Annotated in this window: 15 protein-coding genes; 6 read left to right on the top strand and 9 right to left on the bottom strand. The window is 71.4% G+C overall.

Annotation, left to right across the window (positions count from 1 at the left end; all coding sequences use genetic code 11):
* Positions 1 to 28: 28 nt before the first annotated feature.
* A complete protein-coding gene (locus tag ACFQGU_RS13115) occupies positions 29 to 1,249 on the bottom strand; it encodes a cysteine desulfurase family protein (RefSeq protein ID WP_386767367.1) in 1,221 nt (406 codons plus the stop codon).
* Positions 1,250 to 1,406: 157 nt separating this feature from the next.
* Here ACFQGU_RS13115 and ctaC point away from each other — a divergent pair, with 157 nt between their 5' ends.
* The 4 genes from ctaC (at position 1,407) to ACFQGU_RS13095 (ending at position 5,749) form a co-directional block, all read left to right on the top strand.
* Positions 1,407 to 2,261 carry an aa3-type cytochrome oxidase subunit II gene (gene ctaC / locus ACFQGU_RS13110; protein WP_386767365.1) on the top strand — a complete coding sequence of 285 codons (855 nt, stop codon included), beginning with the start codon at positions 1,407 to 1,409 and terminating at the stop codon, positions 2,259 to 2,261.
* A complete protein-coding gene (gene ctaD, locus ACFQGU_RS13105; RefSeq protein ID WP_386767363.1) occupies positions 2,258 to 3,988 on the top strand; it encodes an aa3-type cytochrome oxidase subunit I in 1,731 nt (576 codons plus the stop codon). Before ctaC ends, ctaD begins: the two co-directional genes overlap by 4 nt.
* The gene (locus tag ACFQGU_RS13100; protein ID WP_386767361.1) at positions 3,985 to 4,380 is read left to right on the top strand and encodes a cytochrome c oxidase subunit 4; all 396 of its coding nucleotides are present in this window, start codon (positions 3,985 to 3,987) and stop codon (positions 4,378 to 4,380) included. The genes ctaD and ACFQGU_RS13100 overlap by 4 nt, the downstream gene beginning before the upstream one ends.
* A gap of 178 nt (positions 4,381 to 4,558) precedes the next feature.
* Entirely contained in the window at positions 4,559 to 5,749 is a 1,191-nt protein-coding gene (locus tag ACFQGU_RS13095) for a L,D-transpeptidase (RefSeq protein WP_386767359.1), read from the top strand.
* Positions 5,750 to 5,794: 45 nt separating this feature from the next.
* Here ACFQGU_RS13095 and ACFQGU_RS13090 read toward each other — a convergent pair whose 3' ends face one another.
* The 5 genes from ACFQGU_RS13090 to ctaE all read right to left on the bottom strand — a co-directional run bounded on the left by ACFQGU_RS13090 (position 5,795) and on the right by ctaE (position 10,392).
* Positions 5,795 to 6,160, bottom strand: a complete 366-nt coding sequence (locus ACFQGU_RS13090; RefSeq protein WP_386767357.1) for a hypothetical protein — start codon at positions 6,158 to 6,160, stop codon at positions 5,795 to 5,797.
* Positions 6,161 to 6,243: 83 nt separating this feature from the next.
* Positions 6,244 to 7,923, bottom strand: coding sequence for a cytochrome bc1 complex cytochrome b subunit (qcrB, locus tag ACFQGU_RS13085; RefSeq protein ID WP_386767355.1), 1,680 nt, complete (start codon positions 7,921 to 7,923; stop codon positions 6,244 to 6,246).
* A complete protein-coding gene (gene qcrA / locus ACFQGU_RS13080; RefSeq protein ID WP_386767353.1) occupies positions 7,920 to 8,945 on the bottom strand; it encodes a cytochrome bc1 complex Rieske iron-sulfur subunit in 1,026 nt (341 codons plus the stop codon). Before qcrA ends, qcrB begins: the two co-directional genes overlap by 4 nt.
* Positions 8,942 to 9,673, bottom strand: coding sequence for a cytochrome bc1 complex diheme cytochrome c subunit (gene qcrC, locus ACFQGU_RS13075; RefSeq protein WP_386768285.1), 732 nt, complete (start codon positions 9,671 to 9,673; stop codon positions 8,942 to 8,944). The genes qcrA and qcrC overlap by 4 nt, the downstream gene beginning before the upstream one ends.
* A 104-nt stretch (positions 9,674 to 9,777) precedes the next feature.
* Complete coding sequence (ctaE, locus tag ACFQGU_RS13070) at positions 9,778 to 10,392, bottom strand: aa3-type cytochrome oxidase subunit III (protein ID WP_386768283.1); 615 nt, start codon at positions 10,390 to 10,392, stop codon at positions 9,778 to 9,780.
* 218 nt (positions 10,393 to 10,610) lie between these two features.
* Between ctaE and ACFQGU_RS13065 the strand changes: the two genes are divergently transcribed.
* Together ACFQGU_RS13065 and trpD are read left to right on the top strand one after the other, a co-directional pair.
* Entirely contained in the window at positions 10,611 to 11,021 is a 411-nt protein-coding gene (locus ACFQGU_RS13065) for a hypothetical protein (RefSeq protein WP_386767351.1), read from the top strand.
* A 55-nt stretch (positions 11,022 to 11,076) separates the two neighbouring features.
* Positions 11,077 to 12,192 carry an anthranilate phosphoribosyltransferase gene (trpD, locus tag ACFQGU_RS13060; protein WP_386767349.1) on the top strand — a complete coding sequence of 372 codons (1,116 nt, stop codon included), beginning with the start codon at positions 11,077 to 11,079 and terminating at the stop codon, positions 12,190 to 12,192.
* An 18-nt stretch (positions 12,193 to 12,210) separates the two neighbouring features.
* On the opposite strand, the gene ACFQGU_RS13055 is transcribed toward trpD, so the two are convergent.
* The 3 genes from ACFQGU_RS13055 to ACFQGU_RS13045 all read right to left on the bottom strand — a co-directional run bounded on the left by ACFQGU_RS13055 (position 12,211) and on the right by ACFQGU_RS13045 (position 14,941).
* The gene (locus ACFQGU_RS13055) at positions 12,211 to 12,570 is read right to left on the bottom strand and encodes a sigma factor (protein WP_386767347.1); all 360 of its coding nucleotides are present in this window, start codon (positions 12,568 to 12,570) and stop codon (positions 12,211 to 12,213) included.
* Between the two features lie 173 nt (positions 12,571 to 12,743).
* The gene (locus ACFQGU_RS13050) at positions 12,744 to 13,022 is read right to left on the bottom strand and encodes an Lrp/AsnC family transcriptional regulator (RefSeq protein WP_386767345.1); all 279 of its coding nucleotides are present in this window, start codon (positions 13,020 to 13,022) and stop codon (positions 12,744 to 12,746) included.
* A gap of 92 nt (positions 13,023 to 13,114) precedes the next feature.
* Positions 13,115 to 14,941, bottom strand: a complete 1,827-nt coding sequence (locus ACFQGU_RS13045) for a DEDD exonuclease domain-containing protein (protein ID WP_386767343.1) — start codon at positions 14,939 to 14,941, stop codon at positions 13,115 to 13,117.
* Positions 14,942 to 14,998 lie beyond the last annotated feature (57 nt).

Below are 14,998 nucleotides of genomic sequence, written 5' to 3'. Positions count from 1 at the left end.
ACGATGCGGTCGTACGCCGGTGCGTCGGTCACAGGTCCTCCGCCCCCAGGGTGGCACGCACGTCCGCGACGACACGAGGCAGCACCTCCAGGAACCGCGCGACATCGTCCTCACGCACCCCGGCAGGCAGCGACACCCGCAGGTTGCCCTGCGTGAGCGCGCCCATGGCGGCGAGGACGTGGCTCGGCTCGAGCGCGTCGGCGACGCACGACGACCCGGAGGAGGCGGCGAACCCCTCGCGGTCGAGGCCGTCGAGGAGCGACTCGCCGTCCACGTACAGGCAGGAGAACGTGACCACGTGCGGGAGCCGGTCGGCGGGGTCGCCGAGCACGACGACGTCCGGCACGAGCTCCGGCACACGGGCGCGCACGACGTCGACGAGACGACGCAGCCGCACGCCCTCGGCGGCGCGCTCGGACTCGGCCGCCTCGAGGGCCGCTGCTGCAGCCACCACCAGCGGCACCGGCACGAAGCCCGGCACGCGGCCGCCCTCGCGCGGGTCGTCGGGGGAGGGCGACCGCCAGCGGACGCCCGTGCGCACCGCGAGCACGCCGACGCCGGCAGGGCCTCCCCACTTGTGCGCGCTGGCGGTGAGGACGGACCACCCGCCGGGGAGGGCGTCCCGGCCCACCGACAGGGCGGCGTCGACGAGCAGAGGCACGTCGTGCTGGCGGGCGAGGTCGGCCACCGCGGCGACGGGCTGACGGGTGCCGACCTCGTGGTTCGCGCTCTGCACGGCGGCGAGGGCCACGCCCCCGCCGCCGACGGCACGGGCGAACGCGTCGAGATCGAGGCGTCCGAGGGCGTCGACGGGCACGAGCACGGGCTCGCCCGCGGCGCGGGCCGCGTGCAGGACGCTCGAGTGCTCGACCGCCGTCGCGACGACGCGGGCGCCGGTGCGCACGCGACCGTGGGCGAGGCCCGCGACCCCGAGATGCGCTGCCTGGGTGCCGGACGCCGTGAACGAGACCTCGTCCGGGCGCGCGCCCAGGTGCGCGGCGACCGACTCCCGGGCCGCGTCGAGCAGCAGGCGGGCCCTCCGGGCGTCGTGGTACCGGCGCGTCGGGTCGGCCCAGCCCTGGTCGAGGGCGGCCTCGAGCGCGGCCCTGGCGGCGGGCCGCAGGGGCTCGCCGGAGGCCGCGTCGAGGTAGCCGCGCGGGGGTGCTGCCGACTTCTTCGGTGAGGCTTGCCTCACACCGTCGGCAGGTCCGCCCGCGTCGGTATCGTCGCTGGTCAGGTGCTGCGCCACGCCCTGACGGTAATGCCCCACCCCAGGGGGTCGTCGGAGGGTTGCTGCGCTAGTCTCGGCGCGTACGTCGGACCCGTCCCCCGGGTCGCTGCGAGCCGCCCACCCGGCGGCCCGCTGTCGTTCCGGGGGGCACGACCTCACCAAGGGATGGCGATCCGTGGGCTCGACCCGCTCGCAGCGCCCCTCGCGGGCACGCCGCGTCGCACTGGCCGCTGGCGCGGCCCTCGTGCTGGCCGGCACCGCAGGGTGCTCCGCCGACACCGAATGGGGTCGCCTCGGCTACCCCGAGCCGGCCACCGAGCAGGGGCCGCTCCTGCTCTCGTTCTGGCAGAACGCCTGGATCGCGGCCTTCGCGGTCGGCGTCCTGACCTGGGGCCTGATCTTCTGGGCGATCATCGCCTACCGGAAGCGGGCCAACTCCGGCGCTCCGGTGCAGACGCGCTACAACGCGCCGCTCGAGATCCTCTACACGGTGGCCCCGGCCGTCATGATCGCCGCGCTCTTCGTCGTGACCGCCCGCGACCAGGCCGAGCTCACCAAGCTCACGCCCGACCCCTCCAACACGGTGGGCGTCGTCGGGTTCAAGTGGAACTGGGGCTTCAACTACGAGGAGGGGGCGTACGACGTCGGCACACCGGCCAGGCCGGCCGACCTCTGGCTCCCCGTCAACGAGCGCACCCGCTTCGAGCTGACCTCGCCCGACGTGATCCACTCGTTCTGGGTGCCGCAGTTCCTCTTCAAGATGGACGTCGTGCCCGGCCGCCTCAACCAGTTCGAGCTCACGCCGAACAAGGAGGGCGTGTTCGCGGGCAAGTGCGCCGAGCTCTGCGGCACCGACCACTCGCGGATGCTCTTCAACGTCCGCGTCGTCTCGCGCGCCGAGTACGACGCGCACATCGCCGAGCTCAAGGCCCGCGGCCAGGGCGGCTCGCTCGAGACCGGCCGCGTCATCACCACCGGTGACGCCGGCGGCAACACCGGACGCATCGACGACTCGGGGAGTTCCCAGTGACGCTGCTCAACGACCGCCCGGTCGTGCCCGCGCCCGACCCCGAGGGCATGACGACGACCGATCCCTCGCGCCGCAAGTTCGGCCGCACGCTGGTCAAGTGGATCACCTCCACCGACCACAAGGTCATCGGCTACATGTACATGATCGTCTCGTTCTCGTTCTTCGTGTTCGGCGGCGTGATGGCCCTGGTCATCCGCGCCGAGCTCGCGCAGCCGGGCCTGCAGATCGTGTCGAACGCGCAGTACAACCAGCTGTTCACGATGCACGGCTCGATCATGCTGCTGCTGTTCGCGACGCCGCTGTTCGCCGGCTTCGCCAACGCGCTCATGCCGCTGCAGATCGGCGCCCCCGACGTCGCCTTCCCGCGCCTGAACGCACTCGCCTTCTGGTTCTTCGTCGTCGGCGGCGTGATCGTCTGCTTCGGCTTCCTGACCCCCGGCGGCGCCGCCGACTTCGGCTGGTTCGCCTACACGCCGCTGTCGAACGCGATCAACTCGCCGAACGTCGGCTCCGACCTCTGGATCCTCGGCTTCACCCTCGGTGGCCTCGGGTCCATCCTCGGCGCGGTCAACTTCATCACCACGATCTTCTGCATGCGCGCGCCCGGCATGACGATGTTCCGCATGCCGATCTTCACGTGGAACGTGCTCTTCACCAGCGTCCTCGTGCTGATGGCCTTCCCGGTCCTCGCCGCAGCGTTCCTGGTGCTCGAGGCCGACCGCATGTTCGGCGCGCAGGTGTTCGACGCCGCCAACGGCGGCGCGATCCTGTGGCAGCACCTGTTCTGGTTCTTCGGGCACCCCGAGGTCTACATCCTGGCGCTGCCGTTCTTCGGCATCGCCTCGGAGATCCTCCCGGTGTTCAGCCGCAAGCCGATCTTCGGCTACAAGGGCCTGGTGTTCGCCACCGCGGCGATCGCCGCCCTCTCGGTCGCGGTGTGGGCTCACCACATGTACGTCACCGGCGCGGTCAACCTGCCGTTCTTCTCGTTCATGACGATGCTCATCGCGATCCCGACCGGTGTGAAGTTCTTCAACTGGATCGGCACGATGTGGCGCGGCTCGGTCTCGTTCGAGACGCCGATGCTCTGGACCCTCGGCTTCCTCGTCACGTTCCTCTTCGGCGGTCTCACGGGCATCCTGCTCTCGGCCCCGCCGGTCGACTTCCAGGTGTCCGACTCCTACTTCGTGGTGGCGCACTTCCACTACGTCGTGTTCGGCACGGTCGTGTTCGCGATGTTCGCCGGCTTCTACTTCTGGTGGCCGAAGTGGACCGGCAAGATGCTCGACGAGAGCCTCGGCAAGGTGCACTTCTGGCTGCTGTTCGTCGGCTTCCACACGACGTTCCTCGTCCAGCACTGGCTCGGCGCCGAGGGCATGCCCCGCCGCTACGCGGACTACCTCGAGTCGGACGGCTTCACCGAGCTCAACGTGGTGAGCACCGTCGGGTCGGCGATCCTGGCCATCTCGATGCTGCCGTTCTTCTACAACGTGTGGAAGACCGCCCGCACCGCTCCGCGGGTGACCGAGGACGACCCGTGGGGCTGGAGCCGCTCGCTCGAGTGGGCGACGTCCTGCCCGCCTCCGCGGCACAACTTCACCTCCATCCCGGTCATCCGGTCGGAGTCCCCGGCGTTCGACCTGCACCACCCGGAGCTGGCCGACCACGGGCACGCACAGGTCGTCGACGCGCTCGTCGGCGCCGAGTCGAAGGGTGTTGAGTCGTGAAGATCGAGGGCGCGCTCTTCGCGATCGGCACCGCCTTCTTCGGCGTGGTCGCGATCGCCTACTGGTTCATCACGAAGGAGATCGTCGGCACCACGGCGCTCGCGCTGACCGGCGGTCTGGCCTTCCTCGTCGGCTTCTACCTGCTCTTCACGGCTCGCCGCGTGGGCACCCGCCCCGAGGACGACCCGCTCGCCGTCATCGAGGACGCCGAGCCCGACTACGGCTTCTTCAGCCCGCACTCGTGGTGGCCCATCGCCGTCGCGATCGCCACCGGCATCACGGTCATGGGCCTGGTGTTCGCCGTCTGGCTGCTGATCCTGGGCGTCGGCCTGCTCCTGCTCAGCATCGTGGGCTTCGTGTTCGAGTACTACGTCGGCGAGTTCGCCGACTGAGCACCCCGCACTGCCCGAGGGGGCCGGACCCAGCTGGGTCCGGCCCCCTCGTCGTGCTCCCGGGACCCCCGAACGGGCCAACCGTCACCCATCCGTCATCCTGGAGAGGTGGACCGACGGCCCGCGCCTGCCGACACTGTGGGCAGGACCTGAGCACGGGAGCGGACGGGGGTGTGACGTGAGCACTGGTTCGCGCGCCCCGAAGGCGCTGCTGGTCGTGCTCGGCACGGCCACTGCGCTCGTGCTGAGCGGCTGCGGCGCCGGCGGCCTCCAGATCCGCGCGGGCTCGGTCGAGCCCGCCTCGGCCGCCTCGATCGTCATCACCCCCGCGCCCACCGGCGAGCCCGTGGCCCCCGCTGCCCGGCTCGTGGTGAAGGCCGATGCCGGCCGTCTCACCGCGGTGCGCGTGGTCGGTCCGGACGGGCCGGTCGAGGGCGTGCTCTCGGTGGACGGGCGCACGTTCATGGTGGCGGGCGGCAAGCTCGACTACGACTCGTCGTACACCGTCGAGGCCGAGGCGGTCGACCGCGTCGGCGTCCCCACCCGCAGCACCACGATCCTGCAGACGGTCGCGCCGTCCTCCTTCCTCGGGTTCACGATGAGCCCGCGCGAGGGGGCTGTGGTCGGCGTGGGCCTGCCGATCCGGCTCACCCTCGACCAGGGCCTGCCCACCAACTCCGCGCGCAGGGCGTTCGAGCGCACTCTCGCCGTGCGCGTGGACGGCGAGAAGGTCGACGGCTCCTGGAGCTGGGACTCCTCGAACGTCGTCAGCTACCGCCCCGCCGAGTACTGGCCCGGCCACGCGACTGTCACGGTCACCGCCCGGCTCAAAGGGCAGCGGTTCACCTCGAAGATCTGGGGCCAGGCCGACCGCACCCTGACCTTCGCCACCGGCGCCGCGATGGTGTCGTACGTCGACATCCAGAAGCACACGATGCGCGTGACCCGTGACGGCAAGACCGTGAAGCGGATCCCGATCACCACCGGGAAGGAGGGGTTCACCACGCGCAGCGGCGTGAAGGTGATCTCCACCAAGGAGCCCACGCGCCTGATGGACGCCTCCACCGGCGGCACGCTCGTGAACGACCCCGAGTACTACCGCCTCGAGGTGAAGTGGGCGATGCGGCTCACCAACTCCGGCGAGTTCATCCACGCCGCGCCCTGGTCGGTCGCCGAGCAGGGCAAGGAGAACGTCTCGCACGGCTGCACCGGCATGAGCGACGCGAACGCGAAGTGGCTCTACGACCGATCCCGGATCGGCGACGTCGTCGTCTACACCGGCAGCAACCGCGAGATGCAGCCGTGGAACGGCATCGGCCTCTGGAACACGCCGTACGACGAGTGGAAGGCGGGCTCGGCGTTCGCCTGAGGCAGCGCGCTCGGAGGGGGCGAGTGCCGGTGGCCGCGGGCTGAGTCAGTCCTCGGAGGGGCCCAGGAGGGCCCCTGCGGGCCCGAAGTACCACCGGCCGGTGCGGCGGACCAGGCACGTGCCCCGGTGGCCCAGGGCGGCCTGGACGGCGAGGACGACGACGTACCAGGTGCCGAGCACCACGGGCAGCCACGGCCGGGTGACGGGCAGCCAGGCCCACAGCGCCGCGCAGACCAGTGCCAGCAGCACCGCGCCGAACCACGCCGACACGCGGCCGGGCACCTGCCCCAGCTCGCGGTTCTCGCCGGGCCCGCTGCGGCCGGTGTGGCCGCGACGGCAGCCGGTGTCGACCCGACGGGGCTCCGGCGCGACCGGGTCGCCGTCCGGGCGGGGGAGCGGGGTGGTGTCCACGGGACCAGCCTGCCAGCGCGTGCAGGCCGCCGACGCACGAAGGCCCGGTCCTCGCGGACCGGGCCTTCGATGGTGCTGGTGACTCAGTGCGAGTCGGGCGTGAGCGTCGACGGTGCGTGCTTGCCGGCCGCCTCGAGCTCGGCGACCTCGTGGTCGTGGAGCTCGTGCCCGTGGTGCGCGGCCTCCTCGAGCTCGGCCGCCGAGGGCTTGGCGACGTTGTCGCCGAAGTACGCCCGGGACAGCTTGGCCCGCCAGCGCTTGCCGCGCAGGCCCGGCGTCTTGACGCCGTTCTCGTCGGTGGCCGGGGGAGCCTCGATCGGCGCGACGTCCTCCTTGGAGAGGATGACCGCCTTGACGTCGTCCGAGACCGGCGTGTGGATCTCGATGAACTCGCCGTGCGGGAGGCGCAGGATCTGGCCGCTCTCCCGACCGTGCAGCAGCAGGTCGCGGTCGCGCCGCTGCAGCGCCAGGCACCAGCGCCGCGTGGCGATGAACGCCAGCGGCGGGATGATGAAGATCCCGATACGGGTGAACCAGATCAGCTGGTTGATCGACAGGTTGAACGTGATCGCGATGACGTCGTTCGCACCGTTGATGACCAGGATCCCGTAGAACGAGATGACCATGACGCCGATCGCCGTGCGCGTGGGGTTGTTGCGCGGGCGGTCGAGCAGGTGGTGCTCGCGCTTGTCGCCGGTGACCCAGGCCTCGAGGAACGGGTAGGCCAGGAGCAGCCCGACGAGGATGCCCGGCATGACCGCCGCTGGGATGAACACGTTCCAGCTGATCGTCCACTGGCCGAACAGGACGGTCTCCCAGGGCGGCATCGCGCGGAGCATGCCGTCGAGGAATCCGATGTACCAGTCGGGCTGCGAGCCTGCTGTGACCTGGTCGGGCACGTAGGGGCCGTACGCCCAGATCGGGTTGATCGTGACCAGCGCACCCATCAGCGCGGTGACGCCGAAGACGATGAAGAAGAAGCCACCGGCCTTGGCGACGTACACCGGGAAGAGCGGGAAGCCGACGACGTTGGAGTTGGTGCGGCCGGGCCCGGGGTACTGCGTGTGCTTGTGGTAGAAGATCAGGATCAGGTGCAGGCCGATGAGGGCCAGCAGGATCCCTGGCACGAGCAGCACGTGGAACGTGTACAGGCGTGGGATGAAGTCGTTGCCCGGGAACTCGCCACCGAAGATGAAGAACATCAGGTAGGTGCCGATCACGGGGATCGACTCGACGATGCCCGCGACGATGCGGACCCCGACGCCGGACAGCAGGTCGTCCGGCAGCGAGTAGCCGGCGAAGCCCTCGAGCAGGCCGATGAGGATCATCGATCCGCCGATGACCCAGTTGAACTCGCGCGGTCGGCGGAACGCTCCGGTGAAGAAGATCCGGAACATGTGGACCATCATCGCGGCCATGAAGAACAGCGCCGCCCAGTGGTGGATCTGGCGCAGGAGCAGGCCGCCGCGGACGTCGAAGCTGATGTCCAGCGTGGAGGCGTAGGCCTCGGACATGTGGATGCCGACGAGCGGGGTGTACGAGCCGTTGTAGACGATCTCGGTCATCGAGGGCTTGAACCAGATCGTCAGGTAGACGCCGGTGAGCAGCAGGATGATGAACGAGTAGAGCGCGATCTCACCCAGCATGAACGACCAGTGGTCGGGGAAGATCTTGCGCATGTTCGCCTTGAGCAGCGAGCTGATCGGGGCCCGCTCGTCTGCACGGCTGATGGCCTTGCCGGCCTCCTTCACGATGAGGCTCATGCGCCACGCTCCCAGAAGCTCGGGCCGACGGGCTCCTGGAAGCCGTCAGCGGCCACCAGGTACCCCTCGTCGTCGACGGTGATGGGCAGCTGCGGCATGCGGCGCGCAGCAGGTCCGAACACGACGTTGCCCGAGTCGGCGAGATCGAACGTTGACTGATGGCAGGGGCACAGCAGGTGGTGCGTGCGCTGCTGGTAGAGGGCGATGGGGCAGCCCACGTGCGTGCAGATCTTGGAGAACGCCAGGATTCCGTTGAAGTCCCAGCCGTCGTTCTGCTGCGACCGGATCTCCTCGGGGCGCATGCGCACCAGGATGATCGAGGCCTTGGCGCGGGCGTTCATCGTGCCCTGCTCCTCCTGGAGCTCGGTGAGCCCCTCGGGAGACGCCGAGACGAGCGTGCCGACGCGGAGGTCCTCCGGGCGGATGGGCTGCAGCGTCACGTCGACGACGATGCGGTCGCCCTTCTTCCACACGGTCTCGCGCAGCACAGTGCCCGGGGGCGGGCCCATGTCCTTCAGGAAGATGATGAGCGGCACCGGGAAGAGCGCGAGGGCGCCGATGAGCGTGCGCCGCACGAGCTTGCGCTCGGCGAAGCCCGACTCGGCGAGACCGGCCTGGAACGCCTCGAGCGCAGCGTCCTTGTCCTCCTGCGGCGAGCCGACGGGGTGGCGCTCGTCGGCGATCTCCTCGTCGGCCATGAGCTTCTTGGCCCAGTGGATGGCGCCGGCGCCGATCAGGAAGATCGCGCCGCCGAACGTGAGGCCGAGCAGCAGGTTGGATGCGTTGACGATGCCGATGGGGCCGAGGTTGACGAAGTTCTCCACCGGCACGGTGAAGTAGACGACGACGAAGGCGATGACGAGGAGCGCGGAGAGCGCGAACATGATCGCGACCTGGCGCTCGGCCCTGCGCGCGGCGCGCGGGTCGGTGTCGGTGATGCGCAGGTGGTGCGGCGGCAGCGGGAACTGCGCCTCCTCGCCGTGCCCGTGGGTGACGAGGTCGGTGCTCGTGGTGTCGCTCATCGAACCTTCGCCCCGATCCACACGGCCGCAGCCAGCAGAGCGCCGAGGCCCGCCGTCCAGATGAACACGCCCTCGGTCACGGGGCCGAAGGAGCCGAGCGCGAGGCCGCCAGGGGCGTCACCGCTCTGCAGGTTCTCGATGTACTTGATGATCGCCTGCTTCTGCTCCGCCGGCATGGTGGTGTCCGGGAAGTTCGGCATGCTCTGGGGGCCGGTGGCCATGGCCTCCCAGATGATCCTGGCGTCGGAGTCCATGAGGGTCGGTGCGTACTTGCCCTCGGACAGCGCGCCGCCCTTGCCGGCGAAGTTGTGGCACTGGGCGCAGTTGGTGCGGAAGAGCTCGCCGCCCTCGGCCAGGCTGGCCTCGGAGGTGTCGAGGTCGGCCTCGGTGGGGATGGCCGGCCCGGGGGCGAGGGAGGCGACGAACGCGGCGAGCGCGGCCACCTCCTCCGCGGAGTAGGAGTACGGCTTGGCCGGAGCCTGGTTGGCCGGCACTGCCAGCGGCATGCGGCCCGTGCTCACCTGGAAGTCGACGGCGGCCGCGCCGACGCCGATGAGGGAGGGGCCGTCGGTCGCGCCCTGGGCGGCGAGGCCGTGGCAGGTCGCGCACCCCTCGAGGTAGAGCTTCTTGCCCTCCTCGACCTGGGACTGCGACGCCGTGGGCGCCGAGGCCTCTGCCGATCCGGTCACGGCTGCGTAGCCGATCCCGGTGGTCAGGAGCCCCACCATGAGGACGGCGAGGCCGGTGGCCTTGTGCCGTCGGACTGAGCTGCTGGTCACGAGTGAGCCTTCACGTGTCGTCGTGCGGGATGGAGATCAGCGGCGGAGCCGGGCTACTTGATGAGGTAGATCATGGTGAACAGGCCGATCCAGACCACGTCGACGAAGTGCCAGTAGTACGACACGACGATGGCCGTGGTCGCCTGACGGTGCGTGAAGCGCCGCGAGACGTAGGTGCGTCCGAGGACGAAGAGGAAGGCCACGAGGCCGCCGGTCACGTGCATGCCGTGGAAGCCGGTGGTGAGGTAGAAGACCGAGCCGTACGCGCTCGAGGCGAGGGTGACGCCCTCCTTCACGAGCTCGGCGTACTCCGTGACCTGGCCGGCGACGAAGACCGCGCCCATGACGAACGTGATGATGAACCACATCCGCAGCTTGCGGACGTCACCGCGCTCCGCCGCGAACACGCCGAGCTGGCAGGTGACCGACGACAGCACGAGGATGATCGTGTTCACCGTCGCGAACGGGATGTTCAGGATCTCGGTGAACGTCGACCACTCGTCGATGTTCACCGCCCGGAGGGTGAAGTACATCGCGAACAGAGCCGCGAAGAACATCAGCTCGCTGGACAGCCACACGATCGTGCCGACCGACACCATGTTGGGTCGGTTGGCAGGCGCGTGGGCGGGTGCGTTCTCGATCACGGTTGCGGTCGCCACGGGGAGGATTGTGGCAGGTCCGGGGCCCTTGCACCCGTCCACCCCCCGACTCCGTGTCGCGGCTGTGACCCTGGGGCCCGCCAGCGGCCCCCACGCCCGCTGACCTGGCACGATGCACGCCCGCGGAAGTGAGGTAAGCCTCATCTGGGCAGGGGTCCGACAATCGGTCGCTGCGGGCACGGTGCGCGGTGCCGTGGCCGGGCGCACGGTCGCTACGATTCGGTGCCATGAGCACTGCCGAGCGCACCCAGACCGTCCTCGTCTACTCCTCCGAGGCACCCGTGCGGACGGCGGTGCGCCAGGCCCTCGGTCGCCGCCCCGCAGCCGACCTCCCGCGCATCGAGTACGTCGAGTTCGCCACCGAGCCCGCGCTCATCCGCCGGCTCGAGGAGGGCGGCATCGACCTGTGCATCCTCGACGGCGAGGCCCGCCCGTCGGGCGGCATGGGCATCACCCGCCGCATGCGCAACGAGATCTACCAGGCGCCGCCGGTGCTGCTGCTCATCGGCCGCCCGCAGGACGCCTGGCTCGCCACCTGGTCGCAGGCCGAGGCCGTCGTACCCCACCCGATCGACCCGGTCGTGCTCGCCGAGACCGCCGCCGGCCTCCTGCGCCCGCGCGCAGCGCTCACCTCCTGATCCGACGCCCGGAACCACCCCGGGCACCGCACCGGGACGCGGCTAGGGTGCGTGCGTGACCTCGGCACCCGCGTCCCCGGCCGCTCCTGACCCCGGCTCCCGCTCGTGGGCCGACCTCATCAGCGCTCTGCTGCGCCGCGAGGACCTCACCGCCGCGGACGCCGAGTGGGCGATGAGCGGTGTGATGGCGGGCGACGCCACCCCCGTGCAGCTCGCGGGCTTCCTCGTGGCGCTGCGGGCCAAGGGCGAGAGCGCCGCCGAGGTGTCCGGTCTCGTGAGCGCGATGCTGTCGCACGCCGCTGCCGTCGACCTCGCGCCCTCGATCGGTGCGACCGTCGACACCTGCGGCACCGGCGGCGACCGCTCGCACACGGTCAACATCTCGACGATGGCCGCGGTGGTCGTGGCTGCCGCCGGCGCGCCGGTGGCCAAGCACGGCAACCGCGCCGCGAGCTCGGCTGCCGGATCGGCCGACGTGCTCGAGGCGCTCGGCGTCGCCGTCGACCTGCCCCCGGCAGGTGTGGCCGAGGTGCTCGAGCGCACCGGCGTCACGTTCTTCTTCGCTCCGGTGTTCCACCCGGGCATGCGGCACGCGGCGGTGTCGCGCCGCGAGCTCGGCGTACCCACGGTGTTCAACATCCTCGGCCCGCTGGCCAACCCGGCCCGACCGGCCGCCCAGGTCGTGGGCTGCGCCGACCTGCGGCTCGCGCCCGTGATGGCACAGGCGCTGCTCGACCGCGGCACGCGCGCTCTCGTCGTACGCGGGGAGGACGGTCTCGACGAGCTGTCGACGTCCGCGCCCACGCGGATCTGGGACGCGACGGGGTCAGCGGTGGTCGAGTCGCTCGTCGACGCGGCGGATCTCGGAATCGCGCGGGCCGGCGTCGACGCGCTGCGCGGTGCCGACGCCGCCTACAACGCCGAGGTCGCGCGGGCGATGCTCTCGGGCGAGCGCTCGGCGGGGCTCGACCCCGTGCGCGACGCCGTCCTGCTCGGCGCGGCCGCGGCGCTCGTCGCCCACGACTCGGTGGGGGCGGGCCCGTCGTCGGTCTCGATCGGCGACCGGCTGTCGAAGGCGCTGCCGCGCGCGGCCGACGCCGTCGACTCCGGTGCAGCCGGCGCGCTGCTCACCCGCTGGATCGACGTCTCGTCAAGCCTCGCCGCCCGCTGAGGGCGTACGCAGGGTCGATCAGGAGCCGGCGACCGCTTGAGGCACCGGCCCGGGTACGACCCGGACAGGCACCTCGCCGCCGTCCACCGTGAGCGGCTGCTCGAGCGCGCGGTCGGGAAGGTCGGCGGTCGGCGTCTCCCGCCGGGACGGTCGACGCCGGTGGTCGAGGTAGAGGTTGACGAGCACCTTGCGGGCGTACGGCCCCGGATCGCCCGAGCCGCTCACGCGTCCCCAGACGCCGAAGACCCGGGTGAGGGCGTCCTGGACGAGGTCATCGGCGAGGTGCCAGTCGCCGCACAGGAGGAAGGCGGTCGTGCGCAGTCCGTCCCGGCTGGTCGACACCCAGCCCAGGAAGTCGGCGTCCCCCTGCCGTGCCATGCGGCCATCCTCCCCGGCGCGGTGCCGTCCTCACCCCGTACACGGGACGAGGACGTCGAAACGCTGCACGGCCACCGGCACCAGATGGAGGTCCTGCGGACAGCAGCGTCCGTGAATGCCGGGATTGTTCGGCTCTATTGGATGAAGGTCGCCTTCATCCACACCAGCGAGGGTCAGTCGAGGCCGATGGCGAAGGCGGACTCGAGGTCGTGCTTGCTGTAGGTGCGGAACGCGATGTGGGTCTCGGTGGCGAGGATCCCGGGCACACCGCCGATGCCGTCGGTGACGACGCGGCTCACGTCGTCGAGGTCGCGGACGCGCACCATCGCGACGAGGTCGAGGTCGCCGGTGACCGAGTAGACCTCGGCGACGCCGTCGATCGCGGCGATGGTCTCGGCGACGGCGTTCACGGCGTCGACGTCGGTACGGATGAACACGATGGCGGTGACCATGGCGCCACCCTAGGCCGCGCGGTGGGTTGGATGCCGGATTCCGGGACGGGGCCCGGCATCCGGCATCCAAGTGGCGGCGTCACGGCGCCGGGTCAGCCGGCGGGGCGCAGGTGCCGCTCGACGGTGGGCCGGGCGACGACGTCGGCCGCGCGGGAGGCGGCGAGGCGCGAGAGCAGCCCGCCCGCCCCGTGCGCGGGCAACGACCAGGCGAGGGGCTCGGGGCCGGGGACGAGGCGGACGCCGTCCTGCTCGAGCCAGCGCAGGATCCGCAGGGTCTCCTCGACCAGTGCGGCCGGCACCGGGCCCACGGGCGGGTCGACCTGCTCGGCGGTGCTGACGAGTGCTGCGACCGCGGGTCGCGGGTCGACGCCGGGGCGCACGGTGACCGCGCCGGCGAGGCGGCCGTGGCGCACCACGTGCACCTCCCACCCGCGGTCCGCCGTGGGCCGTGCGGCGACGAGCTCGGGCAGCGCGGCCAGCGACGCGATCTCCTGCGCCCGAGCGGCTCCGCGCGCGAACGTCTCGAGCCGGTCGCGCCAGAGCGCGGCCTCCTCGTAGCGCAGGTCGTCGGCGAGAGCGCGGAGCCGACCGACCAGCACGGCCTCGACGTGGCGCACGTCGTCGAGCAGCGCATGACGCGCGGCCTCGACGTGGATGGCGTAGCCCGCGACGTCGACCGCGCCCACGCACGGCGCCGGGCACCGTCCCATCTCGGCCAGCACGCAGGCGGATCCGGTGCCGAGGGCCGGCATGCGCGACGTGCAGGTGCGCAACGGGATCGCCGCCTGCAGCGCCTCGACAGCCTCGAGCGCGCCACGTCGCGACCCGAACGGGCCGAGGTAGGCCGCGCCCGCGTCGACGTCGTCCTTCACCGTGCGCACGACCGACAGCCGCGGGAACGGCTCCACGGTGAGCTTGACCCACACCGACCGCTCGGGGTTGCGGCTGCGCCGGTTGTAGCGCGGCGACAGCTCGGCGATGAGCCGCAGCTCGCGCACCTCGGCCTCGAGCGGGGTGGCGGTGACGACGGCGTCGACCCGCGCGGCGACGCCGACCATCTCGGCCATGCGCGAGCGGGTCTCGGACGCCGTGAAGTACGTGCGGACGCGCGACCGCACCCGGCCGGACTTCCCGACGTACAGGGCGCGACCGCGGTCGTCGCGGAACACGTACACGCCGGGGGAGTCGGGCAGGCCCTCGGCCAGGTGCCGCTTCCTGCGCTGCGCCGGGGTGACGCGGGAGGTGTAGGTGGCCAGCTCCTCGAGCGAGTGCACGCCGAGCGACCCGACCCGGCCGATGAGGCCGTGCAGCACGTCGACCGTGGCGCGCGCATCCGACAGCGCGCGGTGGTTGGGGCTGGTGGTCGACCGGAAGAACGGCGCGAGGGTCGAGAGCTTGCAGTTGGGCACCTCGTCCTTCATCAGCACGGCGCGGGCGAGCTTGGCGGTGTCGAGCACCACGTGGTCGGGCCACGGCCGGCCGAGCTTCGCGCACGCCCCCTTGAGGAAGCCGACGTCGTACGGCGCGTTGTGCGCGACCAGAACGCAGCCGGCCGCGAAGTCGAGGAACGCCGGCAAGGCCACCGCGAGGCGCGGCGCGTCGAGGAGCATCGAGTCGGTGATGCCGGTGAGGACCGCGATGAAGGCGGGCACCGGGATGCCCGGCTGCACCAGGGTCTGGAACTCCCCGACCACCTCGCCGCCGCGCACCTTCACGGCACCGATCTCGGTGATCCCGGCGTCGGCGGGCGAGCCGCCCGTGGTCTCGAGGTCGACCACGACGAAGGTGACGTCGGCCAGCGGGGTGCCGAGGTCGTCGAACGTGGTCTGGGCCTCGGCGTGCGCCGGGACCGGCCGCGGGTCGACGCGCAGCACGGCGGGCGGTGCTCCCGCGCGCTGCGCCCGTGCCGACGACCTCATGCCGATGACGCTAGGCGGGGGGTACGACGGCGACCCGGAGGCGCGCCGCCGTAGGGT

The organism is Longivirga aurantiaca (assembly GCF_042660085.1).
GTDB lineage: Bacteria > Actinomycetota > Actinomycetes > S36-B12 > CAIYMF01 > Longivirga > Longivirga aurantiaca.
Note: the sequence above shows the minus strand (reverse complement) of the source record. Positions and strands in the feature narration are given on the sequence as shown.